We start from the raw sequence: 24,179 nt of genomic DNA on the forward strand, positions 1-24,179 counted from the left end.
AGGAGGGGACGTGCGCAGCTGCCGTCAGCCGTTGGCCCTCGGGCAGCTGCGGGCGATGGTCAAACGTCCAGCACCAACCGGGCGCTGTGGCAGCCCGATACGCAGGGCGTTATCCATTCTCCGCTGTTGCGCTGGGCATCGCTGAGGTACTCGTCGCGGTGATCAGGCGCCCCCTCGATGACCCGGCTGACACAGGCGCCACAGATACCCATCCCACATGACACGGGTAGCTCCACGCCAGCCCGCGATGCTGCTTGTACCAAACTTTCGCCCGGTTGCACCTCGACCTGGAGGCGACTGCGCTGTAGCACCAGTGTGCAGCGACGCTCAAGGTGCAAGGAGGGTTCTGCGGCCTGGAAATGTTCGCGATGAAGCGCCGTGGTGGGCCAGCCGCTTGCCAGCGCGACGTGCTCAACACAATCCATGAAACCTGCAGGGCCACAGTAATAGAGGCTTGCGCTGCCGTCCCAGGCAGGCAGGTGTTCCTCCAGGTACCCGGCGATCATCGGGGCGCGCAAGCCTCCATGAACCTCGGTATTCGCATCGAGGTACTGGATAAAAGGCACCTGTTTGGCATCGCGGGTGAAAAACAGCAAGCGCACCGACCGACCTTGAGCTTGGCATTGCCGGTACATGGCGAGCAGTGGCGTGATTCCTATGCCTGCGGCCACCAAGACGACCTGTCCTGTGCCAGGTTGCAGGCTAAAGAGGTTGCGCGGCAGGCCCACCTCCACCCGGGCACCCAGCCGCAGGTGCTCGTGCAGCCATTGCGAGCCGCCGCGGGAGGCTTTTTCGCGCTTGATGCCCAGGTATACATGACCGTCCTCGGGCAGGCTGACCACTGAGTATTGGCGTACCACGCCATTGCCCAGGCGTAGGTCCACATGAGCACCGGGTGCCCAGTCGAAGGGCAGGGGGGCTGGACCCGGCGGGGCCAGTTCCACACCCAGCACGTCTTCGGCTTCGAGGCGCAGGGCCCGCACCTGCAGAGGCGTCCAGCTCATGCGCGTACCCCCGCGGCCTGTTGCAGACGAAGTACAGCTTGGCGTGCCTGGCTGCCCAGTTCGGCGAGGTCCAAGCCAGGAAGCGCATCGTTTTCCACGCTCAGGCGGCCGCCCACCAGCAATGCCCGCAGCGTCGGACGGCCACCGCCTACCACTGGCGCGATGCCCAGATCATGCAGACCGAAGTAGCGGGGTTGATCGAGGCGATAGATCGCCAAGTCCGCTGCCATGCCGACCTGCAGCGTGCCGATGGCGTCCAGGCCCAGCACCTGGGCGCCACCTGCTGTGCCCCAGCGCACAACGTCCTCCACGGTGGCGACATGCGCACCGCCCTCCAGATCGCCGCCAGCATGGCGGGCCATGGCGCGTTCGCCGGCCTTGGCCCTTTGCATCAGCCAGGCGGCGTGGGCTTCGCTGATCATGTCGCAGGCTTCGTTGGAGGCAGCGCCATCCACGCCGATCGAAACCGACATGCCTGCAGCCTCCATGGCAACGATATCTGCGATACCACTGCCAAGCCGGCCATTGCTTTGGGGGCAATGGGCGATGCCGGTGCCGGTGGCGCCCAGCAGCTGGATTTCTTCGGTGCTCAGCTTGACCAGGTGCGCGAACCACACGTCCGGCCCGAGCCATTCCTGCTCCGCGCAGAACACCACGGGCGAGAGGCCGTGGCGATCATGGACTTCGTTCTGGTACTCCACGGTTTCGCTCAGATGGCTGTGCAGGCGGATGCCCAGGCGGCGTGCGGTGCGGGCGGTCTCGCGCAGGTGCTCGGGCGGCATGGAGTAGGGTGGGCTGGTCGGCGCCATTACCACACGGCGCCAGGCATCATCGGCGGGATCATGGTAGACCTGCACCAAGCGCTGAACATCGTCCAGGTACTGTTTGAGGGTCTCAGGTCCGGCCGTCGCGGGGCCTTCCGCCTGACGTACCTGGGTTGCGCCGCCCCGGCAAAGGACGAAACGCAGCCCCAGGCGCTCGGCTTCTTCGAAGAGGATCTGTGCGCTGTCGAAGGCCATGCCTGGCAAGTACAGGTAATGATGGTCGGCCACCGTGCTGCAGCCAGAGCGGGCCAGTTCCACCAGCCCGACCCGAGCGGCCAAGCGAAAACTGTGCTCATCGAACAGCCCGCGATAGCGATAGGGTACGGCCCCCAACCAGGCACCGAGGCTCTGGTCGATGCCAGCGGGAATGCCCTTGAGCAAGGACTGGAACAGATGATGATGGGTGTTCACCCAGCCTGGATACACCACGCAATCGGTGGCATCGAGCACTTGCTCACCTGGTAACGGTTGCAGCGGGCCCAGGGCAGCGATACGCCCCTGGGTGATACGGATGTCCGGCCCCACATGGCGCGCGGCGCCGCCGCGCAGGCCAGTGAGGATGGCGCTGGCGTTACGGATCAGCCAGCTGTTGGTGTGTTTCATGTTCGTCTCCATAGGCAGGACGGCGTTTCGCATGGAAGTCAGCCCAGTTCGCTTTCGTGCCAGTGACGCAGGCTCAAGCGCGCCAGCAAAGCCATCAGGCTGAACAGCGCCACGCCGGTCAGGGCGATCAACACCAGGGCGGCGAATAGGCGGGGAATGTTGAGCTGGAATCCCGCTTGCAGGATCTGATACGCCAAGCCCGCGCCCGTGCCACCCGTACCGGCGACGAACTCGGCCACCACCGCGCCGATCAATGCCAAGCCGCTGGCGATGCGCAGGCCAGCGAAAAAGCACGGTAAGGCGCTGGGAATGCGCAAGCGCAACAGCACTTGCCAGCGGCTGGCGCGGTTCAGGCGGAACAGGTTGAGCAGGCCCGGGTTGACGCTGCGCAGGCCCAGGACGGTGTTGGCGATGATCGGGAAGATCGCCACCAGCGTGGCGCAGATCACCAACGCCAAGGTCGTGTCGCTGCACCAGATGATGATCAGCGGTGCGATGGCCACCACCGGCGTGACCTGCAGCAGAATCGCGTAGGGAAACAGACTGGCCTCCACGACGCGGCTCTGCACGAACACGAACGCCGCCAGCGTGCCGATGACAACGGCGAGGGCGAATGACAGGAAGGTGATCTTCAGGGTCATCCACAGTGCCCCCAGCAGCATCGGGCCATCGGCGGCCAGGGTGCGGCCGATATCGGCTGGTGACGGTACCAGGTACACCGGGACTTTCCAGGCGATGCATGCCAGTTGCCAGACGCCGAGCAGCAAGGCGCCAACCAGTAGCGGTGAAACGATGCGTAGTACAGAAGGGTGGCTTAGCCAGGGAGTAGAGGGTCGGCTCATGATGATGCTCTCAGGAAGGGTCGCCATTGGCCTGGGCCAAGAGTCGTGACAGGTGCGCGCATTGCTCGATGAACGCCGGTGAAGTGCGGTATGTCTCGTCGCGTTCCAGTGGGCCGTCGATGATTACATCGGCGATCACTCGACCGGGACGCGCGCCCATCACGATCACCCGCGAAGACAGGTACACCGCCTCGAAGATGCTGTGGGTCACGAATACCACCGTCAGGTCGCGCTGGAGCCAGAGCTGGCGCAGGTCGCTATCGAGCTTGTTGCGGGTGAACTCGTCCAGGGCGCCGAAGGGTTCGTCCATCAGCAGCAGATTGGGTTCGGTGGCTAATGCCCGGGCAATGGAGGCGCGCATCTGCATACCGCCGGAGAGCTCCCGCGGGTAAACGTCGCCGAACTTGCCCAGCCCCACCAGTTCCAGGGCGGCTTGCACCTTGTGCTGGCTCTGGGCCTTGGGGGCGCCGGCCAAGTCCAGGGGCAATCGCACGTTGTCGTGCACCTTGGCCCATGGCATCAGGGTGGCTTCCTGGAACACCATGGCCAAACTGCGCCCCGGTGTGCCTGCGTGGTGGTCCGTACCCGGGGCATCCTTGCCCCACCAGCGCACATGGCCGGCAGAGGGCTGCTCGAGCCCGGCGAACATTTTCAGCAGGGTGCTTTTGCCACACCCCGACGGACCCAAGAGCGAGACGAACTCGCCGCGTTCGATCGCCAGTTTCACGCGGCTCAAGGCATGGGTGCCATTGCTGTAGGTTTTTTCCACCTGATTGGCGAACAAAGGAGTGTCCACACCGATGGTGTTCGGCAGGGCCTGCGTCTGGACGTCGGCCTTGGATAGGGTCTGCATCAACATAGCGCTCTCCCCGTGGGTCATGAGCGGTGGTGAATGCCCCGGCGCACCGGGGCGTTGGGCAAGTGTCAGTGGCTGAGGAACACTTCGCTCTCGCCATGGGCTTCAAGCAGACCCAGTAGTTGCCGGCGAATAACCAACCCAGGCTTGTCCGATGGCATGTGCAGTTCCACCCTGCGGCGGGTGTCGACACAGGCGTCAGGATCGGTGGCTTCCAGGATGTCGCGGTCTTCGGCTGTGATCGCCGCGTCCCAGTCGATCAGTTCCTGGGTTGAGCATTGGTCTTCGCTGTCGTTGCGATACAACCACTGCACGAGCATCAGTCGGTTGTCGTCGATGGGCGTGGCGCAGTTGTAGATGATGTGATGGATGCCGCTGTCCGGATACATGCAGCCAAAGCGCCGAGAGAAGGGCAGGTAATAGCGGTTGAGCAGGTGCCGTTGGGTGATCGGCTCGGTCGTACCGGTGATACGGAAGCTTGCCTCGGGGTTGCGGATCGGCACGCGGGTCTCGGCTTCGAAGCCATAATCGGTTTCGCGAAATTCGTAACTGGCCGGTTGCGGCTGGTCGAACAAGCCGAAATTGGCCTTGTGCACGAAGGAAAAATGCGAGTTGTCGAAGGAATTCTCCATGACCCGCAGCGGGCTGGTCTTCCACTCTTCGTAAAACTGGAAGATGCGTCGGTAACCGGGGGTGCCGTCTTCCGGGAACTCAGGGATCGGTTGTAGCGGGTCGTCCAGGCTGACCCAGGCATAGCCGTACTTTTCCTGGCAGTGATAAGCCTTCACCGCGGCACCCGGAGGAATAGCGCCGGTGGGGTTCTGCGGGATCTTTACGCACGTGCCGGTGCAGTCGTATTCCCAGCCGTGATACCCGCAGGCGATATTGCCCTCAGCACTGACGAAGCCTTTGGACAGTTTGGCGGTACGGTGGCAGCAGCGGTCCTGCATTGCCACCGGGGTACCATCGGGACGCTTCCACAACACCAGCGCTTCACCCAGAAGGGTGAATGGCTTGGGGCCGTCTTCGAGGGCTGTCATAGGGAGCAGGGCATACCAGAAACGGCGCAATACCGGTTGTTTGGTAACCAACATAATCAGGATTCCTCACAGCGTTGAGCTTGTTATGGTGTTCAGCGGCTGCCGACCTGCTCGGCCTCAGGGAGTACCTTCAGGTCTTGCACAAAGCGCGTGGTGTAAGCGTTGCGCCACGGTGCGTCGGGACCGAGCAGACCCGCCTCGACCATGAAGTCGCGCGTCGCTTGCCAGCGGCTGTCATTCATGGTGCCGATCCCCTGGGTTGCAGCCTCTCCACCGGTGACCAGGCGGTACTGCTTGAGGGTCGAGACGCCCCAGGCCAGCAGTTCATCTGTCATGTTGGGGTTGTCGCGCTTGATCAGTGCATTGCCGGCGCTGGGGTCATCCAGATAGCGCTTCCAACCCTCCATGGACGCGCGCACGAAACCTGCTACCCGCTCCGGGTGCTGAGCGATGATGTCTTGACGGGTGACCACGGTGGATCCGTAGGGTGGATAACCGGCATCTGCGAAGAGGAAAAAGTTAGGGGTGACGCCTGCCTTTATCGCCTGGAACAGTTCCGAGCTGGCATACGCCTGTTGTGTGGTTTGCGGGTCGGCTAGAAAGGGTTGCAGGTTGAAGGTGTAAGGCCGCGCCTGGCTGTCAGCCAATTGATACTTACCCTTCAGCCAAGACCACCAGGTTTGCTGGCCCGAGGTGGACACCAGCACAGGCTTGCCGCCAAGCCCATCAAGTCCGCTGACGTCCGCGTGGGTCATCAACCCTTGCGGGTCTCCCTGGAAGGGCGCAGCCACTGCGACCACTGGCAAGCCTTGCTCGACACTTTTTAGAATCTGCAGGTCATAGTTGACGATGAAATCAGCTTGCTTGCTGACCAGCAGTTGCATGCCATTGACCTGTGGTCCCCCCATGCGGATGGACACATCCAGGCCTTCCTTTTCGTACAACCCATCGGCCAGTGCCTGGTAGAAGCCGCCCTGTTCGGCCTGAGCATACCAAGAGGTCAGCAACACGACTTTGTCGCCAGCGATCGCCAGCGGAGCGATCGTCAGCGTGGTGGGGAGCAACGCTGCTGCCAACAGCGAGCGTAACGGGCGAGCCAAGGCAAAACGCGTTTTCATCATGTGTTCTTCACCCCGATTCAAAAAACCGCCGTGCGCCTGATAGCGCGACAGCGAAGGAGCCGGGCGGAGAGAACGTGGGAAGAGAATGGCGTCGCGAAGCAAAAGGGCCTGAACTGGCGACTGACATTGCTCTCTTGCCCGGGGCTGCCATAGCCTCGTTCAAACATCCGCTCGGATGTACGCCCCAAAGGACGCAAGAGCAATGCCCCATGCCATGCCTGGCACTGACCGCTTCTACTCGCAGGTACAAGAAGCCAGAAGCATGCCAATTTCATGAAGCCGCTGACTTTGCGGTGTAGCGACCCGCATCCGAGGGGGCCGGCACTGACGCGTGAGTTGAGAAGGTGCAGACCGTATCGATTGAGCACTAATAAAGTGCGCAATGTTCTGCGGGGATGGTGTTCATTGATGCTTAGGATTGCTCACAATAAGTAAATTACGTGTATCCGATTAGTTGGCACGCGCCCTGCTTTGCGCTAACTCGAGTAGAAGCGGTCAGTGCCCAAAGATGGCATGGGACATTGCTCTGGCGGCCTTGCGCCGCTCCCCCGGCAAGGGTGGCGCCTCGGCATGAGCCGGGGCCAGAGGAGAGGTCGTCCGCTGCTGCATACCCTTGCTGGCGAAAACCAACAATCACGACCCAAGGGATGCACATGAAACCGAACGCTCTTTCCTGGCTGCTTCACAGCGTCGTCCCACTCTGCGCGCTGGCCACTGGTAGTGCCCAGGCGAATCCGCTGATGTGGAGCAACAACAGCCTAAGCTACCTCTACGGGCACGGTTATAAAGTCGATGGCACGGGCAACGATATCCAGCAAACCATCACCTTCGAGCACGCCAGTGGCTGGACATGGGGCGACATCTTCTTGTTCGTCGACAACAAGTGGTCCAACGGCTTGTCCGGCAACGATGGCTACACCTATTACGGCGAGTTTTCACCGCGACTGTCGCTTGGCAAAATCAGCGGCCACCGTCTTAGCTATGGCATCGTCAAGGATGTGTTGATCGCTGCCACCTATGAGCGCGGAGAAGGGCGCAATCGAAAGTACCTGCTTGGGCCCGCTGTTGACCTGAACCTACCTGGGTTTGATCGTTTTTCACTCAACACTTACTACCGCAAGCCCGATGGGATCACCGGTAAAGCGTCTGGACAGTGGCAGATCAACCCGACCTGGGCGATGACGATACCGCTCGGGCGCTCAGACATTTTGTTCGACGGTTATCTGGAGTGGTACGTCAATGATGTAGGCACGAAGGGTACCTCGAACTATGTAGCCAAGAGTTTCCACTTCAACCCCCAGATCAAGTACGACGTCGGTAAGGCGATGGGGCAAGCGCCGGCACGTTTCTATGCCGGGATCGAGTGGGACTATTGGTCCGACAAATATGGCATCGAAGACAGCCACGGTTTTCCGACCGATCAGAACGCGTTGAGTGCATTGATCAAGGTGCATTTCTAATGTGATGTTTCACACGTACCACTGAGTATCTGGTACAGGCTCCGTTGATCCTCACTCATCAAGCGTTTGTATCGACGAGAGCCGACCAGCAACTGGGGATTGCCCGGCACGCGAATTGCCGCAGCCTTTCTGAAGCGCAATGGGTGTTCCGCCTAGCCCTGTTCGAAACGCCCATGCAGGAAGTGAGCGGCCTGAGGGTGCTGCCCCCCTGCAGATGAGCAGCGTTGCCTCGCGCAGTTCGTCCTGTTGCCCGAGGAGGGGCTTGCAGTCACGGCTTGAAGCAATCAACGCCCCCCATCCGCTGAATGCCTACCAGCGCGACTTCGGACGTAGGCAAGCAGGCTATGGCCTGGCGGGCCATCGAGCGCAGCACACTGTCCAGATCGTCTTCGTCATACAGGCGAACCCTCGAAGGAGCGGGGCGATTCATGGTGTTTTTCGTTTATTGGATATCACTCTGTTCGGGAGCCTACCCGGGCACCTTGAGGTGGGCTTGATAAAAGCCAAGTGATCGAATCGAAAACAAGCCCGTTTTGCGCATCACATGCGATAAGCCGTGATTATTTCACCTGAGGAAATGTTTGCAGGAGGGTTTTTCTATCGCCATAATTGGTACGTAATTACATGTTACATAACACAGTACAAAATCGTAGGAGCAAGCATGGCCCGTGGCGGCATCAACAAGGTGGTAGTGCAACAGGCGCGTCAGGCACTGATCGCCCGGGGTGAGAACCCCAGCATCGATGCCATCCGTATCGAATTGGGAAATACCGGTTCCAAAACCACGATTCACCGCTACCTGAAGGAACTGAACGGCCAGCAGCCGGTGGCTTCCGAAGGCGGGGTCGCGCTGAGCGATGTGCTGAGCCGCCTGGTCGGGCAACTGGCAACGCAGTTGCAGGACGAGGCCGACCTGAAGATCGAGCAGGCCGAGAGCACATTCACGCAACAGCGCGAGCAGCTTGAGGCGCAGCTGGAAATCGCCCGGCAGGCACTGGCCGCAGCGCATCAGCAACACAAGATCGATGCAGCGGCATTGGCCGCAGAGACCGAAAAACTGCTGTCCACGCAAAGCACGCTGCAGGCCGAACAGCTGCGCAGTGCCAGCCTCAACCAGTCGCTGGGTGAGTTGCAGGTGCGCCTGGCCGACAAGGACGAGCAGGTCAAGTCGCTGGAGGACAAGCACCGCCATGCCCGCGACGCCTTGGAGCACTACCGCAATGCCAGCCGCGAACAGCGTGAGCAGGAACAGCGCCGCCACGAAGCGCAGTTGCAGCAGATGCAGGTGGAATTACGTCAGATGCAGCAGGGCATGATCGTCAAGCAGGACGAACTTACCCGCTTGCACCGTGACAATGAGCGGTTGCTGGGAGAGCATCGTCAGGCGGCCAGTGAATGCCGGGCGCAGGATGAGTTGCTGGAACAACGCGATGCGCAGATCCAGGGCCTGCGCACGATCCTGGCCCAGGCACAAGGCGCCAGCGAAGAGATTCGCCGGCAGCTGGATGTGCAAGCCCAGAGCCTTGAAGCCAGGCGCGACGTGTGCGCCGAGCAGGCGCGGCAATTGCAGTGGCTTGAGGAACAGTTGAAGGCACGCGACGAGGCGCTGGCGCAGTGTCGGGCGCAATTGGCCTCGGTTGCAGATTAATCAAACTTTTCCTGGCGGGTGGTTTCTTCCTTAGACACTCACCGGAGACAACGCCATGCCTGGATCTCAACCACCACACAAAGAGGGGCCTCACTCGGCCGAGCAGGCCGATAAAAAGGCAGACCTTGGTTTCGACCCCGACTCCCCGGATGCCGAAGACCCTCAAGTCGACCCACAGGGGCCGGCCAAACCGCCTAGAGACATTGAGAAAAAGGAGTAAACCACTGCCTTGATTACTGGTCTCGTCGCCGGCAAGCCATGTGCGATCCCTTGGGAACCGACTTGCCGGCGACGGTCACCACAGGCGACTGTCAGCCTTCAGCGCGCCTGGCGGCGTCTACGCCCGCCGCCGACAGCTTGATCGGGTAGTGCACGCTGATCTGATGATCACTGCTCACCGCCACGCTACCGTCGTGAATCAGACCGGCTTCTTGCAGCGTCTTGAGCATGCCGGCCACCGCCTTTTCGCCGCGGTAGTTGTCCAGCACTTCCTTGCCTAGCCCTTCGGGGTGCGCATGCAGCAGACGGGTAAGTACTTCGGTCTTCAACGCATCGTTACTCATGTGCGACCTCACTTGCCGTGCTTGGACTGAAGTGCCTTGGCATGCTCCAGGTGCTGTTCGAGTTTGGGCAACGTTTCGCTGGCAAAGGCCTTCAGCTCGGCCTTGTCGGACGATGCAGCCTCCTTCTTGAACAGCTCCACCGCTTTTTCGTGAGCATCGACCTGGTTGTTGAGGTACGACTTGTCGAACGATTCATCGCGCCATTCCAGGATCATTTTCTTGACCTTGTCGGTCATTGCTGCCTCATCCGGTACGGAAATGTCCAGTTTGCGCGCGATATCGCCGAGTTTCTGGTTGGCCTGGGTGTGATCAGTGACCATTTGCTGGGCGAATGTCTTGATTTCTGCATGCTGGCTTTTCTCCTGGGCCAGCTTGCCAGTGACCACTTCGGCAATGCCGGCCTCGGTGGCCGCATCGACGAAGTCGTCGGAACTCGCCGCCAGTGCGTGCGCCGATGCCAGGCCCAGCACCATGGAAAAACCAACGCGTCTGATGAAGAGACTATTCATGCTTCACTCCTTAAACCGTGGCGCGACCTCAGTGTCGCGTACGGTTGAGGGTGTGGGCATGGCAAAGGTTTAATCTTTTTCGCCGCCGGTTTCGACCGTGCGGCGCTGAACTATAGTGAAAGGTGGCGAACGCGGTATGGCCAGGGATTCCAATGTGCGCAGCCAGGAAACAGGATGATGACGGATTTTTCGCGATAAGTGGCGAGGGCCGCGCCGTGGCGCTGTTCCGCCTGGTACTGGCGTTCATGCTGGTGGTAATGCTGGCATTTGTGCTGGTGGAAGGCTGGCGCATCTGGCGAGATTACCGTTTTGCCTATAGCAATGCCGAGAACATGGTCAGCAACCTTGCCCGGGCCACGGCGCAGCACGCCGAGGACGCTATCCGCCAGGTCGACACCGTTACCGCTGCCTTGGCCGAGCGCCTGGAAGGCGATGGTTTCGACCATATCGACCGGCCGCGCCTGCATGCCTTGCTGGCGCAGCAAAAAAGCATCATGCCGCAGTTGCACGGGCTTTTTGTTTATGGCCCGGACGGCAGCTGGATCGTCACTGATCAGGCGGCCATCCCGCCCAACGCCAATAACGCCGACCGGGACTACTTTGCCTATCACCGCAGTCACACCGACCACGGTGTACGTATTGGATCGGTGGTGCGCAGCCGCTCCACCGGCGACCTGATCATTCCTATTTCCAGGCGCCTGGAGTATGCCGACGGCGGCTTCGCCGGTGTATTGCTCGGCACCATCAAAGTGGAGTGGTTCGTGCGTTACTACGGCGACTTCAAGATCGACGAGCGCGGCGCGCTGGTGCTGGCCAAGCGCGACGGCACCATCCTGGTACGGCGCCCGTTTGTGGAACAGGTGGTCGGCCGCAGCCTCGCCAACAGTGAGATCTTCCGCAACCACTTGCCGTATACCACGGAAGGGGTAGCCGAGGCGGTGGCGGTAGTCGATGGTACACCTCGGCTGTACGGCTATCGCGCGTTGTCCAGCTACCCGTTGGTAGTGGAGGCGGGCCTGTCGCGTGAATCCATTGTCGCGCCCTGGCGGCACGATGCGATCAAGTCGGTGGCGGTATTGCTGCTGTTGTTGGTAGGGCTGGCAGCGTTTGGCGGTGTGGTGCTGCGCCAACTGCGCGAGCGTATCGTCATCGAGCGGGCGCTGCTCCAGGCTCACCAGACGCTGAAAGCGCTGGCCTTGACCGACAGCCTGACAGGGCTGGGTAACCGTCGGCGGCTGGATGGGGTGTTCGAACCAGAGCTCCGCCGTGCACGCCGCCAAGGCTACCCCCTGGCACTGGTGATGCTCGACCTGGATTACTTCAAGGCCTACAACGACCGCTACGGTCACCCGGCTGGCGACCAGTGCTTGCGACGCTTTGCCGAAGTGCTGCAGCAGGCCTTGAAACGGCCGGCCGATCTGGCTGTGCGCTATGGAGGCGAGGAATTTACGCTGTTGCTGCCCGATACCGATGGCCGCGGTGCGGAGCTGCTGGTGCAGGAGTTGCAGCAGCTGTTGCGCCGGCAGGCGCTGGAACATGCGGGAAGCCCGTTGGGACGGGTGTCGTTCAGTGCGGGGATCGCGGTGGGCGACCTGGCGCGGGAGGCGGTGACTGCCGAGGCGCTGGTCGCGGCGGCGGATGGGGCGTTGTACCAGGCCAAACAGCAGGGACGGGACGGGTATTGCGTGACGGAAAGAGTGGCGGCGGGGCTGGATTCCTGACCTGGCTGGAGATCGCGGGGGCGCCATGCGTCGCGATGAAAGGCTAAAGCCCCACGCGCAGACGCATGGCACAACGCCCGCTGAGACCATGAGCATGCTCGCTGGCCAGGATGTCCCGGAGCCGTTCGTCAAGCAGGCTTTCATGCAGCACCTCAAACCCGAAACGTGCATAAAACGGCGCATTCCAGGGCACATTCACAAAGGTGGTCAGCGTCAGGTCGCGCACACCGGCGCAGCGCCCTGCATCGACCACTTGCTGCAACAACCGTCGCCCGACACCTTGCCCTTGGGCCTCTTGGCGCACCGATATCTCATGAAGGTGCAATGCCTGATCCGCAAGCCGGGCACACGCAAAACCCACAATGTGCCCAGCCGGGTCCTCAGCCACCCAACTACCACCTGCCTCGACAAAAGCCCTGTGCGCCGCGCAATCCATGACTTCGCCTTGCGCCAGCCAGGCCAGTACCGGCCAACCGGCAAAAGCCTGGGCTGCCGAACGCTCGACGTCCGGCAGCCATTGAATGTCTCGTTCAAGGGTAGGGCGGATAAGCATGAATCACTCCTGTCGTTCTAGTCCGTCGCCAACGTCTGCGGCTGTAATTGCCAGCGCACCGAGCTTACACCTTTCTCCAGGCTGACCCTGCTGACCAGGCGCTCCAGTTGCGCCGGCGCCTGCGCGGTGCCCAACAGCTCGGCGCGCACTTCCAGGCGCGCAGGATTTTCCAGGTCCTGGCTCTGCAACGACTGCAGGCGCAGTTGTGGATCGCCCAGGCTATGCAACATCAGGCTACGCACCTGGATCTCATCCTCGCCGCGGCAGACGATACGGACTTCGAAGTGCTGTTCCACCTCGTTGGCCGGCACCACGTCCTGACGGTCGAGGCGCTGGGCGATGTCACGCAACAAGATGTTGGCGCAGAGCACCACCAGGCTACCCAGCGCCGCCTCCATCATCAGCCCGAGGCTGCACAGCACGCCGACCGCAGCCGTGCACCACAAGGTGGCCGCGGTGTTCAGGCCACGTACATTGAAACCATCGCGCATGATGACACCACCGCCGAGAAAGCCGATGCCCGACACCACATAGGCTGCGACGCGCGACGCATCGGCAGGCGCCATGCCTGGCACCGCCTGGGTCATCAATACGAACAGGCAGGCACCGGTACTGACCAGCGCATTGGTGCGCAGCCCGGTCAGGCGTTGGCGCAATTGCCGCTCGGCACCGATCAGCGCCCCCAGCACCAGGGCAATGCTGACGCGCAGCAGAAATACTTTCCAATCCATAGCAAACCTCTTCCGCAGGCACACGCCCGCATGAACGCCATCAGTTGGCGCGGTTGAAATAACCAGAAAATTGCGCAGGACCACGAGGAGGGAAGGAGAAGCGGGGTTAAAGGAAACCACCGTCTTGCCAGCGCGGCCAGACAGTGCAGAACACTGCCGGGCTAGCGCGCCACGCGGGCCTGTCGCAAGCGACTGGGGCTACTGTCCAAGGCAGGTCTCCTGTTGAGGAAGGCAAAATTGCGTCGCGGACCATACGCCGCAGGGCAGAGCAGGTCAAGGGCAAACACATGACAATGGCTTCATCCGGGAACGGCCTGCAGCCGGTCACGCCCACATGGAAAAAAACCTGGGCAGCCGGTAACCTTGCGCCTCCCTTTGCCATCACCCGGACCGTTCCATGCTGTTCAATCTCGCCGTATTGTTCGGCACCCTGGTGGCCATGGAGGGCGTCGGTACGCTGGCTCACAAGTACATCATGCATGGCTGGGGCTGGTGGCTGCACCGATCGCACCATGAGCCACACCTGGGCATGCTCGAAACCAACGACCTGTACCTGGTGGCCTTGGGGCTGATCGCCACGGCGTTGGTGGCGCTGGGCAAAAGCGGTTATGCGCCTTTGCAGTGGGTGGGCGGTGGTGTGGCAGGGTATGGGGCACTGTATGTACTGGCCCACGACGGTTTCTTTCACCGGCATTGGCCGCGCAAGCCGCGGCCAGTCAACCGCTACCTGAAACGCCTGCACCGCGCGCACCGCCTGCACCATGCGGTGAAGGGGCGCACGGGGAGCGTGTCGTTCGGGTTCTTCTATGCGCCGCCGCTGAAGGTGTTGAAGCAGCAACTGCGCAGCAGGCGCAGCCAATCGTGACGCATCCCTGGCACGCACGGCACCTTCGGGGCATTGGGTGACGTCAGTTCACGGTTTCACGCTTGGGCTCTGCCGCCACATGGCCGCGGCTCACCCACCAGCCAAACCCGGCCGCGGTAAAGAACATGATCAAGCTGTACAACGCAGCCGGCACCGCCATGGTCGCGTTGTTCAGCAGCGAAGGGCTCAACGCCAGGGCAATTGCCAAGGTCCCATTATGGATGCCAATTTCCATACCAATGGCAATCGCCTGGCGCTTGGGAATGTTCAACAGCCGCGGCACCCAATAGCCCACCGTCAGGCTCAGCAGGTTGAACAGCAGCGCCGCCAGGCCCACCACCGGTGCGTACTCGACCACTGTCTGCCAGTCCTTGGCCAGTGCCAGGACGATGGTGAAGGCCAGGAACAGCGCAGCCACCAGCTTCATCGGTTTTTCCATGCGCGCAGCGAACGCCGGGGCGAAATGGCGAATCAGCATGCCCAGCGCCACCGGCAACAAGACGATGGCGAACACTTGCATGACCTTGGCGAACTGCAGTGGAATAGCCTGGTCCGAGGCCATGAACCAGCTCAGTGACAGGTTCACCAGCAACGGCATGGTCAGGATCGCGATCAGTGAGTTGACCGCCGTCAGGGTGATGTTCAACGCCACGTCACCGTGGGCCAGATGGCTGAACAGGTTGGCCGTGGTACCGCCCGGCGAAGCAGCCAGCAGCATCAACCCCACTGCCAGGGCAGATTCCAGGCCAAAGCCGTTGGCGATCAGGAAGCACACCAGCGGCAACAGCAGGATCTGGCACACCAGGCCCACCACCACGGGCTTTGGATACTTCACCACGCGAGCGAAGTCGGCCAGGGTCAGCGACAACCCAAGGCCAAGCATGATGATGCCCAGGGCAAGCGGCAGAAACGCAGTGAGCAGGGGCGAGGCGGTCATGAGGGGTATCTCGGGCGAAGGATCTGAAGCAGTGTAGGTCGGCCTTGATTGATAGCTAATTGCAAAGGGCCAGCTCTTGGTAACCGTTTGTTACTACGTGCAGCGGCTGGCGAGGCTGCATGCCGCATTGCAGCAGGCATGCAGGCGAAGTAGCATTCCGTTTTTACCTTAGGATTAGCCTGATATGCCGTTCCAGCAAGGTCTGCTTGCCACCCCGGTGCCGGCCCACGCCCGTCACCTGTTCTTCACCCTGCAGTCGCCCGAGGCGTTGCCTGCCGCGCTGGATGCCTTGCTGCCGCAGGTCGATGGCAAACAGTTGCTGCTGGGCGTAGGCGCCCCCCTGGCGAAGGCCCTGGGCCGGGAAATACCAGGGCTGCGCCCGTTCCCGCTGCTGGATGCCGCGGTGGAGAACCCCAGCACCCAACACGCCCTGTGGCTGTGGCTGCGTGGCGACGAACGTGGCGACCTGCTGCTGCGCGCCCAGGCCCTGGAGCAGGCGCTGGCACCCGCGCTGGGCCTGGCCGACAGCGTTGATGGCTTCCTGCACCGGGGCGGTCATGACCTTACCGGTTATGAAGACGGTACCGAAAACCCGGTAGACGAAGAAGCGGTGCAAGCGGCCATTGCCGCAGATGGCTCCAGCTTTGCCGCGTTCCAGCTGTGGAAGCACGACCTGGATTACTTCAAGTCGCTGCCCCAGGCAGACCAGGACAACATCATCGGCCGTCGCTTGAGCGATAACGAAGAACTCGACGACGCCCCCGAGTCCGCGCACGTCAAGCGCACCGCCCAGGAAAGCTTTGAACCCGAGGCGTTCATGGTCCGTCGCTCGGTAGCCTGGGCCGACCAACGCGGTGCCGGCCTGGCCTTTGTCGCCCTGGGCAAGAGTTTCGAGGCATTCGAAATGCAGCTGCGGCGCATGAGTGGCCTGGAAGACGGCATCATCGACGGACTTTACCGCTTTAGCCGCCCGCTGACGGGGGGCTACTACTGGTGCCCGCCAATGAGCGAGACGGGTGTCGATCTGAGCCCCTTGCTGCGGGCCTGATCTCTAAACATCCAGATACAGAAACACCCGCAGGCGAGGGACAGAGCGGCTAGGCTTGAAAATTTCCGATTCATGACGGGAGATTTTCCATGTACGCACGTCGTGAAGTCCTACGCGCAGGTGCAACATTGGGATTGCTGGCCGCCGCCAGCCCTTGGCTGCACGCTGCCGTGCCGGCGGGTTTGCTGGCCCGTAAAGTCCCGTCCACCGGTGAAGCGTTGCCGGTGATCGGTGCCGGTACTTCGGGCAGTTTCGAAGTAGAAAGCGGTTCGCCCCAATACCTTCAGCTCAAAACGGTGCTTAAGGCATTTTTCGAAGGCGGCGGCCGGGTGATCGACACCTCGCCCAACTACGGGGGCGCCGACAGCATTCTCGGCCAGTTGCTGGAAGAGGGCGGCTGGCACCGCCAGTGCTTCCTTGCCACCAAGATCGCCGCCAATAGCCGGGCTGAAGCCCAAGCGCAGTGGGCCGGCAGCCTCAAGAGCCTACGTACCGACAAGGTCGACTTGCTGCAGATTCACAACCTGCGTGACTGGCAGACCCAGCTGCCTTATGCCCGCGAGCTGAAGCAGCAGGGCGGGACACGTTATGTCGGCATCACCCATTACCTGAACAGTGGCCACGACGACGTCGCCCGTATCGTGCGCAACGAGCCGCTGGACTTCATCCAGATCAACTACTCGGTCAACGCCCCTGACGCCGCCCGGGAACTGCTGCCGCTGTGCCAGGACAAGGGCGTTGCGGTGTTGATCAATCGGGCCTTCGACGATGGCCGGCTGTTCGCCCGGGTCAAGGGCCAGACCTTGCCGGGCTGGGCAGCCGAAGCAGGCATCGGCAGCTGGGCACAGCTGTTTCTCAAGTTCGCCATCAGCCACCCGGCAGTGACGACGGTCATACCCGCTACCAGTCGGCCTGACCGCCAGATCGATCAGCTCAAGGCCGGGCATGAGCCAATGCTCACCCCGGCGCAGCAACAGGCGCTGATCACGCAGTTTGCCTGACATCATGCAAACCTGGCGGCGGCGCCTGGGCCAAGGGCTGAACATCCAGCCTGGAGAGGGGCCGGCGGTCATCGCCGGCTTGCTGCTGTTCTACCTGCTGTTCACCGGTTACTTCATGCTACGCCCGGTGCGCGAAACCATGGGCGTTGCCGGTGGCGTGGAAAACCTGCAGTGGCTATTCACCGGCACCTTCATTGCCACGTTGGCGTGCCTGCCGCTGTTTGGCTGGCTGGCATCCAGGGTGCAGCGCAGGCATATCCTGCCTTGGACTTATGGTTTTTTCACCAGCAACCTGTTGCTGTTCGCGGCACTGTTGGCCGGTAACCCTGACGATCTCTGGACCGCCCGGGCCTTCTACATCTGGCTGTCGGTGTTCAATTTGCTGACGATCTCGCTGGCCTGGAGCGTGCTCGCTGATCTGTTTTCCACCGCCCAAGGCAAGCGGCTGTTCGGTCTGCTGGCAGCCGGGGCCAGCCTGGGCGGGCTCAGTGGCCCTGTGCTTGGCACGTTGCTGGTGGCGCCGCTCGGCCATGCCGGGTTGCTGGTGCTGGCGGCGGTATTTCTGCTGGGCAGTATCGGCGCGACACTGTTCCTGCAACGCTGGCGAGCAGGCCAACCCGTTGCGATACAAACCGAACATCAGGACTCGCGGCGATTGGGTGGCAACCCCTTTACCGGCGCCACCGCAGTCCTGCGCTCGCCCTATCTGCTGGGCATCGCTTTGTTTGTGGTACTGCTGGCCAGCGTCAGCACATTCCTGTACTTCGAGCAGGCGCGTATTGTCAGCGAAACCTTCACGGACCGCACCCGACAGACACAGGTGTTCGGCCTGATCGACACGGTTGTGCAGGCCCTGGCCATCCTCACCCAGGTCTTTCTTACCGGGCGCCTGGCCCGTCGGCTGGGTGTCGGTGTGTTGCTGGTTGCAGTGCCGCTGGTAATGGCTGCCGGCTTCTTGTGGCTGGCACTGGCCCCGGTGTTTGCCCTGTTCGTGGTGGTGATGGTGGTGCGCCGGGCAGGTGAATACGCACTGGTACGGCCAGGGCGGGAGATGCTGTTCACCGTGCTGCCCGCCGAGGACAAGTACAAAGCCAAGAACTTCATCGACACGGTGGTATACCGTGGCGGCGATGCGCTGAGCGGCTGGGTCAAGCGTGGGTTGGACGTCATGGGCGAGCACCCGCAATTGGCGATGTTGATCGGCGCGCTGCTTGCCGTGGGTTGGGCCGCGACGGGTGGCTGGCTGGGCCGGCGCCAGGCGCGCATGGATAGCCCGCCGCACCACTGACAAGCGCACCAAATACGGCGATGCCGTTTATTTAACGCCACCGGTCCGAACCTCTCGTAATAAAGCGAATCTGCCGATATCGCCGAACTCCGAATCTGTGTACGGCATCTTGCCGTGCATTCCGAAGTCATATGAGGTTTGAACACCATGGCCACTAAAGACAACAGCCGCACCGGCAATCAACAAGGCAGCCAAGGCGGTAACAAGAACCCGGGCAATTTCGCCAATGACCGTGAAAAAGCTTCCGAAGCCGGTCGCAAGGGCGGCCAGTCCTCGGGCGGCAACATGCCCCACGACCGTGAGTCGGGCCACAAGGGCGGCCGTTCGTAACTGACCAAGGCGCAGTGCCGGGGCGACCTGGCACTGCAATTTTCAAAGGGGGTACTCCATGCGACTGACTCCACTGATCATCCTGATGGCCGCGCTGAGCTTGGTCGGCGGCTGTTTCGACCGCGACAATGACCACCCCGGCAAAGATTCCGACCCCAGCAAGCCTTCGCTGCAGATGCAGCAACCTGATTCCAAGCCTGCACCGCAGCCTGCGCCCGACCCCGAGCCGATGCCTGGCCAAAAGCCGAGCCAGTAAAGAAGACAAGGAGCACGGCATGACGGTGATGAACCGCAATACCGCAAGTGCTGCGCCAATGGTCACCGAATCGACCAGCCTGCGACAACGCTACCAAGCAATGCTCGCAGGCCAGGATGCTGGCAGCGGCTCATGGCTGGAGGAACAACTGGCGGGTGCCGCGAGCATGCCGGACGACTTGCCCGACACACCGTCCGAGTTGCCGGCCTGGAGCAAGAAGCATACCGCCGAGGTCGCCAAGGCCTACACCGATTACCGGGCACAACGCCGTCAAGGCATGCCCCGGCGTTACTTTTCCAACCGCGCCCACGCATTGTGGTTCCTGCAACAGGTTGCGCCGACCAAGGCCGTGGATGGCGCCTGGCTACAGGGCACCCTGCATCACTGGCGCGATCCACGTTATCACGGGCTGATTCGCACGTATCTGGAAGAGCTCGGCAACGGTGATCCACGCTGCAACCATGTGCTGATCTATCAGCGCCTGCTTGGTCGCCTGGGTTGCGTAGAGGCCATGCCCCTGGATGACACGCGATATCTGCAAGGGGCCCTGCAACTTGCCCTGGGGCAGCACTGCGACACTTACCTGCCAGAGGTGGTTGGCTACAACCTCGGTTATGAGCAGCCACCGCTGCATCTGCTGATCACCACGTACGAGCTGGCCGAACTGGGCATCGACGGGCAATATTTTCAGCTGCACGTGACCATCGACAATGCCGCCAGCGGCCACGCCCGCCTGGCAATTCAGGCGCTGAACCAGCTAAGCCCCGCGCATGATCCACAGGCGTTCTACGCCAAAGCGCGCATAGGCTACCGCCTGAATGACCGAGGTATCGCCACGCCAGACCTCATCCGCCAGTTCGACCTGCAGGGCGAACTGTTTGCAGCCCTTGAGCGCAAGCGGGTCTATGGCCAGTTGATGCATGCCGACCATTGCCGCCTGCAGCAGCGCACGATCAATCAATGGCTGGCCGAACCCGGCGCCATGCCCGCATTCGTGGCCGCATTGCAGGCTCAGGGTTGGATCCGCAGAGGGCAGCCGCCAGCAAACAGCCGCTGGTGGACGCTGATCGACGGGCCGACGGCGGCGATGTTCGGAGTTTTCAACGCCTATGAAAAACAGCTATGGCATGACTGGATCGCCGACGATTGGCAGCCGTCCATCCGCCGCGTATCCCCTGGCAGTTGGGGGCTGCCTGAGGAGCCTGAAGATATACCCAATGACGCCTTGAATGTGGCCCCCAAGGCCTTGATCCAGAGGATGGCCGGCAACCGCCACGCCACGCCGGACGGCTTGTGTGCCACGCGCGCCTACATGCGCGCAACCGGGCTGCGCCAGGAGGAACCGCGTTGATGATGCTTACTCACAGGCAAATCGAGGCAGACCAGGCGTTGTTACAACTGGGACAGCGCCTGCGCGCCGATGGATACCGCTTTACCTGCGTGACACCTGCCACCCACGCGCGCGTCAATGCCCGCGAGGGCTGCGGGCAGGCCAGCACCCTGCGCGATATATTCGGTTGGAGCCGACCTTTCGAGCCAGGTTTGCTGTCGGCAGATCAGTTACTGTTGCTCGAACGTGCGCAGGCGTTGGGTGCCCAGGGTGAACGGCTGATCAGCACGGTACGCTGGTCCAGCCTGGATGAATTACTGTTGCTGCATTCGGCGTATCCAACCGACGCCAGCGATGCCGTGTTCTTCGGCCCGGACAGTTACCGCTTTGCCCAGGTCATTCGCGATCACCTCCAGCACTGCCCCGAGCGGGTCGAGCATGCAGTGGATATCGGTTGTGGTAGCGGCGTGGGCGCCTTGCTGATTGCCCGCGCCGCCCAGCACGCGCAGGTCAGCGCCGTTGACATCAACCCCCTGGCGCTGCGCTATACGGCAATCAATGCAGCCTTGGCGGGTGTGAGTAACCTGTCGGTCGAGCCCAGCGACTTGCTGGACGGTATCAGCGGTACGTTCGACCTGATCGTTGCCAACCCGCCCTACATGCTTGACCCCAACGCCCGCATCTACCTTCACGGTGGCGGCGTGCTAGGCGCCGACCTGTCACTGCGTATCGTGGAGCAGGCTCGCGAACGGCTGAGCCGCCACGGTACATTGCTGCTGTACACCGGCGTGGCCATTGTCGAAGGCCGCGACGCCCTGCTCGAAGCCATCCGCCTGCGCCTGGCCGGTCCGGATTGGGCTTGGGTGTATCGGGAAATCGACCCCGACGTATTTGGCGAGCAACTGGCTGAGCCAGGCTACGAACAGGTCGAGCGCATCGCCGCCGTGGCGCTCACCGTTACCCGCAGCCGCTGAGGCAGCATGATCCGGCCCTGTACGTTCGGCATCGAGGAAGAGTACCTGCTGGTGAACCTGGGCTCGGGTCAGGTTCCGGCCACACCGTCACCCGCGGTGATGGGGCGCTGCCGTGAAGCACTTGGCAGCTATTTCGCCCAGGAAATGTTCCGCAGCCAGATCGAGCTGGCGTCGCCGGTGTTCACCAACCTGTATGAAGCACGTGAGTTTTTCCAGCGCAGCCGCCAGCGGCTGCGTGTGGCCTTGGCCGAAGAGGGGATGGGGCCATACGCTGCGGCAAGCCACCCCTGCGCCGCGTGGCTGCTGCAGAAGCCCGCGGCACAAGGGCACTATAAGCAGCTGTTCGATGACTACCGCCATGTGGCAAGGCGTAGCCTGCTCAATGGCCTGCATGTGCACGTTGGCGTGCCGCCAGCTTGTGACCGCATGCAACTGATCAACCGCCTTTTGCCCTGGTTACCGTTGTTGCTGGTGTTGAGCACTTCGTCGCCCCTGTGGGCTGGCCAGCCTACCGGGTACATGAGCTATCGCCGTGTGATCTGTGGTGAGTGGCCGCACATGGGCTTGCCCGAAGCGTTGCCAGACTGGGCCGCCTATCAACGCTACCGTACCCTGTTGCAGCGAACCGGTGCACTGGCTGCCGATGGCGACCTTTGGTGGGCACTCCGGCCTTCGCGGCGCTATCCGACAGTGGAGTTGCGCATCTGCGATGGCTGCCCGAACCTGGAGGACGTTCTGTGCATTGCAGCACTGTTTCGCCACCTGGTTGAACACAGCATTGCCTACCGCCATGACCCGCTACCCTGCAGCCGCGAATTGCGCTGGATCGCCCAGGAGAACTACTGGCGTGCCATGCGCCATGGGCGCCACGCACAATTCATAGGTTGTCACGAGCAGCAGCCGGTCACGGCGCAAAGCTGGCTCGCCCAACTGCAGGCCCAGATACCCATAGACAGCGCGGACGCCGAGCGCGCCTGCCAGCACGCCCTGCACGTGCTGCGCCATGGTACCCATGCCGACCAGCAATTGCGCTGCCTGGCACAGGCCAGGGCAGACGGGCTTGGCAAAGGGCAGGCGCTACGCGCCGTGGTGGCTGCCGGGACTTGCATTTAGCCCGGGTTGACCGACAATGGCCGCGCCCTTTGCAGCCACTCGGAAACACCTGCTCCATGATGCTGATCAAGCAATTCCCCGACATTTCCCTGAATGACACGCTGTTCGTCTTTGCGCTTGAGGCCGAGGCTGGCGATGTCTTTACCGAGGTGAACACCGTGTTCACCGGCATTGGCAAGGTCAATGCCGCGATCGCCCTGACCAAGGCGATCGCAACGCGCAGGCCCAAGCTTATCGTCAACCTGGGCTCGGCTGGCAGCCAGCGTCATGGCAAGGGCGAAGTCGTGTGCTGTAACCGCTTCGTACAACGCGACATGGATGTGACCGCGCTGGGCTTTGCCCGCTATGAAACGCCCTTGTCCGACACCCCGGTGGTACTCGAACACGGGGCGGCAATACCCGGCCTGGCTGTGGAAACCTGTGGCAGCGGTGACAGCTTCGAGATCAACCATGGCGACGCACCTTACGACGTGGTCGACATGGAAGCCTACGTGCTGGCATTGATCGCGCGGGGCGAAGGTATCCCGTTCGTGTGCCTGAAATACATTTCCGATGATGCCGGCAGCGAAGCCGCAGGGGATTGGGCGGTACAAGTGCACCTGGCTGCCGAAGCGTTCAAGCGGGTGCTGTTCAGCCAGGCGTGACGGTTGCCGCAGGGCAGGGCAGCTAAACCTTTGTCGCCCGGCGCAGTCACTTCTTGTATCAGCAGGCAACCCTGGGAGCACCCTCATGGCTCGGGCAATCTGGAAAGGCGCCATCAGTTTTGGCCTTGTGCACATCCCCGTGGCACTCAATACCGCCGTGCGCACCGAGCGCGTGGACTTCGACTGGCTGGACAAGCGCAGCATGGAGCCGGTCGGCTACAAGCGGGTGAACAAAGTGACCGGCAAGGAAATAGACAAGGACAATATCGTCAAGGGCGTAGAGTTCGAGAAGGGCCGCTATGTGGTGATCAGTGAAGAGGAGATCCGCAAGGCCCGGCCCGAAGCGACCCAGACGATCGATATCTTTTCCTTTGTGGAAGCGGGCGATATTCCGCTGCAGCATTTCGATACGCCGTACTACCTGACCCCGGACCGCCGTGGCGGCAAGGTGTACGCCTTGCTGCGCGAGACGCTGGAAAAGACCGGCAAGGTGGCACTGGCCACCGTGGTATTGCATACCCGGCAGCACTTGGCGCTGCTGCGGCCTCTGGACCATGCGCTGGTGATGATCACCTTGCGCTGGCCTGAAGAGGTGCGCGGGCTGGAAACGCTGGAGCTGGATGCCAGCGTGACCGACAGCAAGGTGGAGAAGCGTGAGCTGGAGATGGCCAAGCGCCTGGTAGAGGACATGAGCGGGCCCTGGAAGCCTGAGGATTATCATGACGCCTTCCGCCAGACGATCATGGACCTGGTGGAAGAGAAGGCCAGCAAGGGCAAGATCGAGGCGGTGGAGAAGGGCGACGCAGGGGGGGCCGAGAAAGGTGCGGACATCCTCGACCTGACCGAACTGCTCAAGCGCAGCCTGGGTGGCAAGAAACCGGTGAAGAAGACGCGAAAGGCTTCATGAACACGGCCAAT

General features: G+C 62.0%; 25 protein-coding genes and 2 pseudogenes. 15 read left to right on the forward strand and 12 right to left on the reverse strand.

Annotated elements, in window-relative coordinates; genetic code table 11:
* Positions 1–59: 59 nt before the first annotated feature.
* The 6 genes from ACF8FG_RS23810 to ACF8FG_RS23835 form a co-directional block, all read right to left on the reverse strand.
* Complete coding sequence (locus tag ACF8FG_RS23810) at positions 60–1,004, reverse strand: PDR/VanB family oxidoreductase (RefSeq protein WP_318081701.1); 945 nt, start codon at positions 1,002–1,004, stop codon at positions 60–62.
* Positions 1,001–2,431 (reverse strand): amidohydrolase family protein, encoded by a 1,431-nt coding sequence (locus ACF8FG_RS23815; protein WP_014590983.1) that lies wholly within the window; start codon positions 2,429–2,431, stop codon positions 1,001–1,003. Before ACF8FG_RS23815 ends, ACF8FG_RS23810 begins: the two co-directional genes overlap by 4 nt.
* A 38-nt stretch (positions 2,432–2,469) precedes the next feature.
* Positions 2,470–3,198 (reverse strand): ABC transporter permease, encoded by a 729-nt coding sequence (locus tag ACF8FG_RS23820; RefSeq protein WP_014590982.1) that lies wholly within the window; start codon positions 3,196–3,198, stop codon positions 2,470–2,472.
* Positions 3,199–3,283: 85 nt separating this feature from the next.
* Positions 3,284–4,132, reverse strand: a complete 849-nt coding sequence (locus ACF8FG_RS23825; protein WP_014590981.1) for an ABC transporter ATP-binding protein — start codon at positions 4,130–4,132, stop codon at positions 3,284–3,286.
* A 65-nt stretch (positions 4,133–4,197) separates the two neighbouring features.
* Positions 4,198–5,223 carry an aromatic ring-hydroxylating dioxygenase subunit alpha gene (locus ACF8FG_RS23830; RefSeq protein ID WP_019438612.1) on the reverse strand — a complete coding sequence of 342 codons (1,026 nt, stop codon included), beginning with the start codon at positions 5,221–5,223 and terminating at the stop codon, positions 4,198–4,200.
* Positions 5,224–5,261: 38 nt separating this feature from the next.
* Positions 5,262–6,287: an ABC transporter substrate-binding protein gene (locus tag ACF8FG_RS23835; protein WP_318081703.1), complete on the reverse strand. Its 1,026-nt coding sequence runs from the start codon at positions 6,285–6,287 to the stop codon at positions 5,262–5,264.
* 656 nt (positions 6,288–6,943) lie between these two features.
* Here ACF8FG_RS23835 and ACF8FG_RS23840 point away from each other — a divergent pair.
* Positions 6,944–7,750 (forward strand): hypothetical protein, encoded by an 807-nt coding sequence (locus tag ACF8FG_RS23840; RefSeq protein WP_076403856.1) that lies wholly within the window; start codon positions 6,944–6,946, stop codon positions 7,748–7,750.
* A gap of 292 nt (positions 7,751–8,042) precedes the next feature.
* Here ACF8FG_RS23840 and ACF8FG_RS23845 read toward each other — a convergent pair.
* Positions 8,043–8,180: pseudogene (locus tag ACF8FG_RS23845) on the reverse strand (phosphoribosyltransferase); the annotation flags it as partial.
* A 231-nt stretch (positions 8,181–8,411) separates the two neighbouring features.
* Here ACF8FG_RS23845 and ACF8FG_RS23850 point away from each other — a divergent pair.
* Together ACF8FG_RS23850 and ACF8FG_RS23855 are read left to right on the forward strand one after the other, a co-directional pair.
* A complete protein-coding gene (locus ACF8FG_RS23850; RefSeq protein ID WP_392519264.1) occupies positions 8,412–9,398 on the forward strand; it encodes a DNA-binding protein in 987 nt (328 codons plus the stop codon).
* A 55-nt stretch (positions 9,399–9,453) separates the two neighbouring features.
* On the forward strand, positions 9,454–9,618 hold the full coding sequence (locus tag ACF8FG_RS23855) for a DUF6021 family protein (RefSeq protein ID WP_010954124.1): 165 nt from the start codon (positions 9,454–9,456) through the stop codon (positions 9,616–9,618).
* A 91-nt stretch (positions 9,619–9,709) separates the two neighbouring features.
* Here the strand turns inward: ACF8FG_RS23855 and ACF8FG_RS23860 are convergent, their stop codons facing one another.
* Complete coding sequence (locus tag ACF8FG_RS23860; RefSeq protein WP_014590975.1) at positions 9,710–9,961, reverse strand: hypothetical protein; 252 nt, start codon at positions 9,959–9,961, stop codon at positions 9,710–9,712.
* Between the two features lie 8 nt (positions 9,962–9,969).
* Entirely contained in the window at positions 9,970–10,470 is a 501-nt protein-coding gene (locus tag ACF8FG_RS23865) for a DUF4142 domain-containing protein (protein WP_014590974.1), read from the reverse strand.
* Positions 10,471–10,622: 152 nt separating this feature from the next.
* On the opposite strand from ACF8FG_RS23865, the gene ACF8FG_RS23870 reads away from it, so the two are divergent.
* On the forward strand, positions 10,623–12,191 hold the full coding sequence (locus tag ACF8FG_RS23870) for a sensor domain-containing diguanylate cyclase (RefSeq protein WP_014590973.1): 1,569 nt from the start codon (positions 10,623–10,625) through the stop codon (positions 12,189–12,191).
* Positions 12,192–12,234: 43 nt separating this feature from the next.
* Here the strand turns inward: ACF8FG_RS23870 and ACF8FG_RS23875 are convergent, their stop codons facing one another.
* Together ACF8FG_RS23875 and ACF8FG_RS23880 are read right to left on the reverse strand one after the other, a co-directional pair.
* Positions 12,235–12,744, reverse strand: a complete 510-nt coding sequence (locus tag ACF8FG_RS23875) for a GNAT family N-acetyltransferase (protein ID WP_014590972.1) — start codon at positions 12,742–12,744, stop codon at positions 12,235–12,237.
* Positions 12,745–12,761: 17 nt separating this feature from the next.
* On the reverse strand, positions 12,762–13,475 hold the full coding sequence (locus ACF8FG_RS23880; RefSeq protein WP_014590971.1) for an MgtC/SapB family protein: 714 nt from the start codon (positions 13,473–13,475) through the stop codon (positions 12,762–12,764).
* A 397-nt stretch (positions 13,476–13,872) separates the two neighbouring features.
* Here ACF8FG_RS23880 and ACF8FG_RS23885 point away from each other — a divergent pair, with 397 nt between their 5' ends.
* On the forward strand, positions 13,873–14,340 hold the full coding sequence (locus tag ACF8FG_RS23885) for a sterol desaturase family protein (protein ID WP_004576241.1): 468 nt from the start codon (positions 13,873–13,875) through the stop codon (positions 14,338–14,340).
* A gap of 43 nt (positions 14,341–14,383) precedes the next feature.
* On the opposite strand, the gene ACF8FG_RS23890 is transcribed toward ACF8FG_RS23885, so the two are convergent.
* On the reverse strand, positions 14,384–15,277 hold the full coding sequence (locus ACF8FG_RS23890; protein ID WP_014590970.1) for a bile acid:sodium symporter family protein: 894 nt from the start codon (positions 15,275–15,277) through the stop codon (positions 14,384–14,386).
* Between the two features lie 184 nt (positions 15,278–15,461).
* On the opposite strand from ACF8FG_RS23890, the gene ACF8FG_RS23895 reads away from it, so the two are divergent.
* The 10 genes and pseudogenes from ACF8FG_RS23895 (at position 15,462) to ACF8FG_RS23940 (ending at position 24,168) form a co-directional block, all read left to right on the forward strand.
* Positions 15,462–16,325, forward strand: a complete 864-nt coding sequence (locus ACF8FG_RS23895; protein WP_019438603.1) for a Dyp-type peroxidase — start codon at positions 15,462–15,464, stop codon at positions 16,323–16,325.
* An 89-nt stretch (positions 16,326–16,414) separates the two neighbouring features.
* The gene (locus ACF8FG_RS23900; protein ID WP_318079808.1) at positions 16,415–17,326 is read left to right on the forward strand and encodes an aldo/keto reductase; all 912 of its coding nucleotides are present in this window, start codon (positions 16,415–16,417) and stop codon (positions 17,324–17,326) included.
* Positions 17,327–17,330: 4 nt separating this feature from the next.
* Positions 17,331–18,614, forward strand: a complete 1,284-nt coding sequence (locus ACF8FG_RS23905) for an NTP/NDP exchange transporter (RefSeq protein WP_014590967.1) — start codon at positions 17,331–17,333, stop codon at positions 18,612–18,614.
* A 204-nt stretch (positions 18,615–18,818) separates the two neighbouring features.
* A pseudogene (locus ACF8FG_RS23910) lies at positions 18,819–18,944 on the forward strand (general stress protein); the annotation flags it as partial.
* 58 nt (positions 18,945–19,002) lie between these two features.
* Positions 19,003–19,200: a hypothetical protein gene (locus tag ACF8FG_RS23915; protein ID WP_014756700.1), complete on the forward strand. Its 198-nt coding sequence runs from the start codon at positions 19,003–19,005 to the stop codon at positions 19,198–19,200.
* Between the two features lie 19 nt (positions 19,201–19,219).
* Positions 19,220–20,551: an iron-containing redox enzyme family protein gene (locus ACF8FG_RS23920; RefSeq protein WP_070383925.1), complete on the forward strand. Its 1,332-nt coding sequence runs from the start codon at positions 19,220–19,222 to the stop codon at positions 20,549–20,551.
* Positions 20,551–21,504 (forward strand): class I SAM-dependent methyltransferase, encoded by a 954-nt coding sequence (locus ACF8FG_RS23925; protein WP_318079807.1) that lies wholly within the window; start codon positions 20,551–20,553, stop codon positions 21,502–21,504. Before ACF8FG_RS23920 ends, ACF8FG_RS23925 begins: the two co-directional genes overlap by 1 nt.
* A gap of 6 nt (positions 21,505–21,510) precedes the next feature.
* Positions 21,511–22,617: a carboxylate-amine ligase gene (locus ACF8FG_RS23930; protein WP_019438598.1), complete on the forward strand. Its 1,107-nt coding sequence runs from the start codon at positions 21,511–21,513 to the stop codon at positions 22,615–22,617.
* Between the two features lie 56 nt (positions 22,618–22,673).
* The gene (locus tag ACF8FG_RS23935; protein WP_012052320.1) at positions 22,674–23,261 is read left to right on the forward strand and encodes a nucleosidase; all 588 of its coding nucleotides are present in this window, start codon (positions 22,674–22,676) and stop codon (positions 23,259–23,261) included.
* A gap of 85 nt (positions 23,262–23,346) precedes the next feature.
* A complete protein-coding gene (locus ACF8FG_RS23940) occupies positions 23,347–24,168 on the forward strand; it encodes a Ku protein (RefSeq protein ID WP_004576232.1) in 822 nt (273 codons plus the stop codon).
* Positions 24,169–24,179 lie beyond the last annotated feature (11 nt).

The sequence above is a fragment of the Pseudomonas sp. YQ_6 genome (assembly GCF_043103245.1).
In the GTDB taxonomy this organism is placed as follows: Bacteria; Pseudomonadota; Gammaproteobacteria; order Pseudomonadales; family Pseudomonadaceae; genus Aquipseudomonas; species Aquipseudomonas alloputida.

Bases quoted from the DNA above. Each gene is read 5' to 3' on its own strand.
- ACF8FG_RS23840 (WP_076403856.1), top strand. From the start codon at position 6,944: ATGAAACCGAACGCTCTTTCCTGGCTGCTTCACAGCGTCGTCCCACTC.
- ACF8FG_RS23895 (WP_019438603.1), top strand. From the start codon at position 15,462: ATGCCGTTCCAGCAAGGTCTGCTTGCCACCCCGGTGCCGGCCCACGCC.
- ACF8FG_RS23830 (WP_019438612.1), bottom strand. From the start codon at position 5,223: ATGTTGGTTACCAAACAACCGGTATTGCGCCGTTTCTGGTATGCCCTG.
- ACF8FG_RS23815 (WP_014590983.1), bottom strand. From the start codon at position 2,431: ATGAAACACACCAACAGCTGGCTGATCCGTAACGCCAGCGCCATCCTC.
- ACF8FG_RS23825 (WP_014590981.1), bottom strand. From the start codon at position 4,132: ATGTTGATGCAGACCCTATCCAAGGCCGACGTCCAGACGCAGGCCCTG.
- ACF8FG_RS23860 (WP_014590975.1), bottom strand. From the start codon at position 9,961: ATGAGTAACGATGCGTTGAAGACCGAAGTACTTACCCGTCTGCTGCAT.
- ACF8FG_RS23920 (WP_070383925.1), top strand. From the start codon at position 19,220: ATGACGGTGATGAACCGCAATACCGCAAGTGCTGCGCCAATGGTCACC.
- ACF8FG_RS23875 (WP_014590972.1), bottom strand. From the start codon at position 12,744: ATGCTTATCCGCCCTACCCTTGAACGAGACATTCAATGGCTGCCGGAC.
- ACF8FG_RS23885 (WP_004576241.1), top strand. From the start codon at position 13,873: ATGCTGTTCAATCTCGCCGTATTGTTCGGCACCCTGGTGGCCATGGAG.
- ACF8FG_RS23870 (WP_014590973.1), top strand. From the start codon at position 10,623: ATGTGCGCAGCCAGGAAACAGGATGATGACGGATTTTTCGCGATAAGT.
- ACF8FG_RS23935 (WP_012052320.1), top strand. From the start codon at position 22,674: ATGATGCTGATCAAGCAATTCCCCGACATTTCCCTGAATGACACGCTG.
- ACF8FG_RS23930 (WP_019438598.1), top strand. From the start codon at position 21,511: ATGATCCGGCCCTGTACGTTCGGCATCGAGGAAGAGTACCTGCTGGTG.
- ACF8FG_RS23890 (WP_014590970.1), bottom strand. From the start codon at position 15,277: ATGACCGCCTCGCCCCTGCTCACTGCGTTTCTGCCGCTTGCCCTGGGC.
- ACF8FG_RS23925 (WP_318079807.1), top strand. From the start codon at position 20,551: ATGATGCTTACTCACAGGCAAATCGAGGCAGACCAGGCGTTGTTACAA.
- ACF8FG_RS23835 (WP_318081703.1), bottom strand. From the start codon at position 6,287: ATGAAAACGCGTTTTGCCTTGGCTCGCCCGTTACGCTCGCTGTTGGCA.
- ACF8FG_RS23940 (WP_004576232.1), top strand. From the start codon at position 23,347: ATGGCTCGGGCAATCTGGAAAGGCGCCATCAGTTTTGGCCTTGTGCAC.
- ACF8FG_RS23915 (WP_014756700.1), top strand. From the start codon at position 19,003: ATGCGACTGACTCCACTGATCATCCTGATGGCCGCGCTGAGCTTGGTC.
- ACF8FG_RS23855 (WP_010954124.1), top strand. From the start codon at position 9,454: ATGCCTGGATCTCAACCACCACACAAAGAGGGGCCTCACTCGGCCGAG.
- ACF8FG_RS23880 (WP_014590971.1), bottom strand. From the start codon at position 13,475: ATGGATTGGAAAGTATTTCTGCTGCGCGTCAGCATTGCCCTGGTGCTG.
- ACF8FG_RS23865 (WP_014590974.1), bottom strand. From the start codon at position 10,470: ATGAATAGTCTCTTCATCAGACGCGTTGGTTTTTCCATGGTGCTGGGC.
- ACF8FG_RS23850 (WP_392519264.1), top strand. From the start codon at position 8,412: ATGGCCCGTGGCGGCATCAACAAGGTGGTAGTGCAACAGGCGCGTCAG.
- ACF8FG_RS23810 (WP_318081701.1), bottom strand. From the start codon at position 1,004: ATGAGCTGGACGCCTCTGCAGGTGCGGGCCCTGCGCCTCGAAGCCGAA.
- ACF8FG_RS23905 (WP_014590967.1), top strand. From the start codon at position 17,331: ATGCAAACCTGGCGGCGGCGCCTGGGCCAAGGGCTGAACATCCAGCCT.
- ACF8FG_RS23900 (WP_318079808.1), top strand. From the start codon at position 16,415: ATGTACGCACGTCGTGAAGTCCTACGCGCAGGTGCAACATTGGGATTG.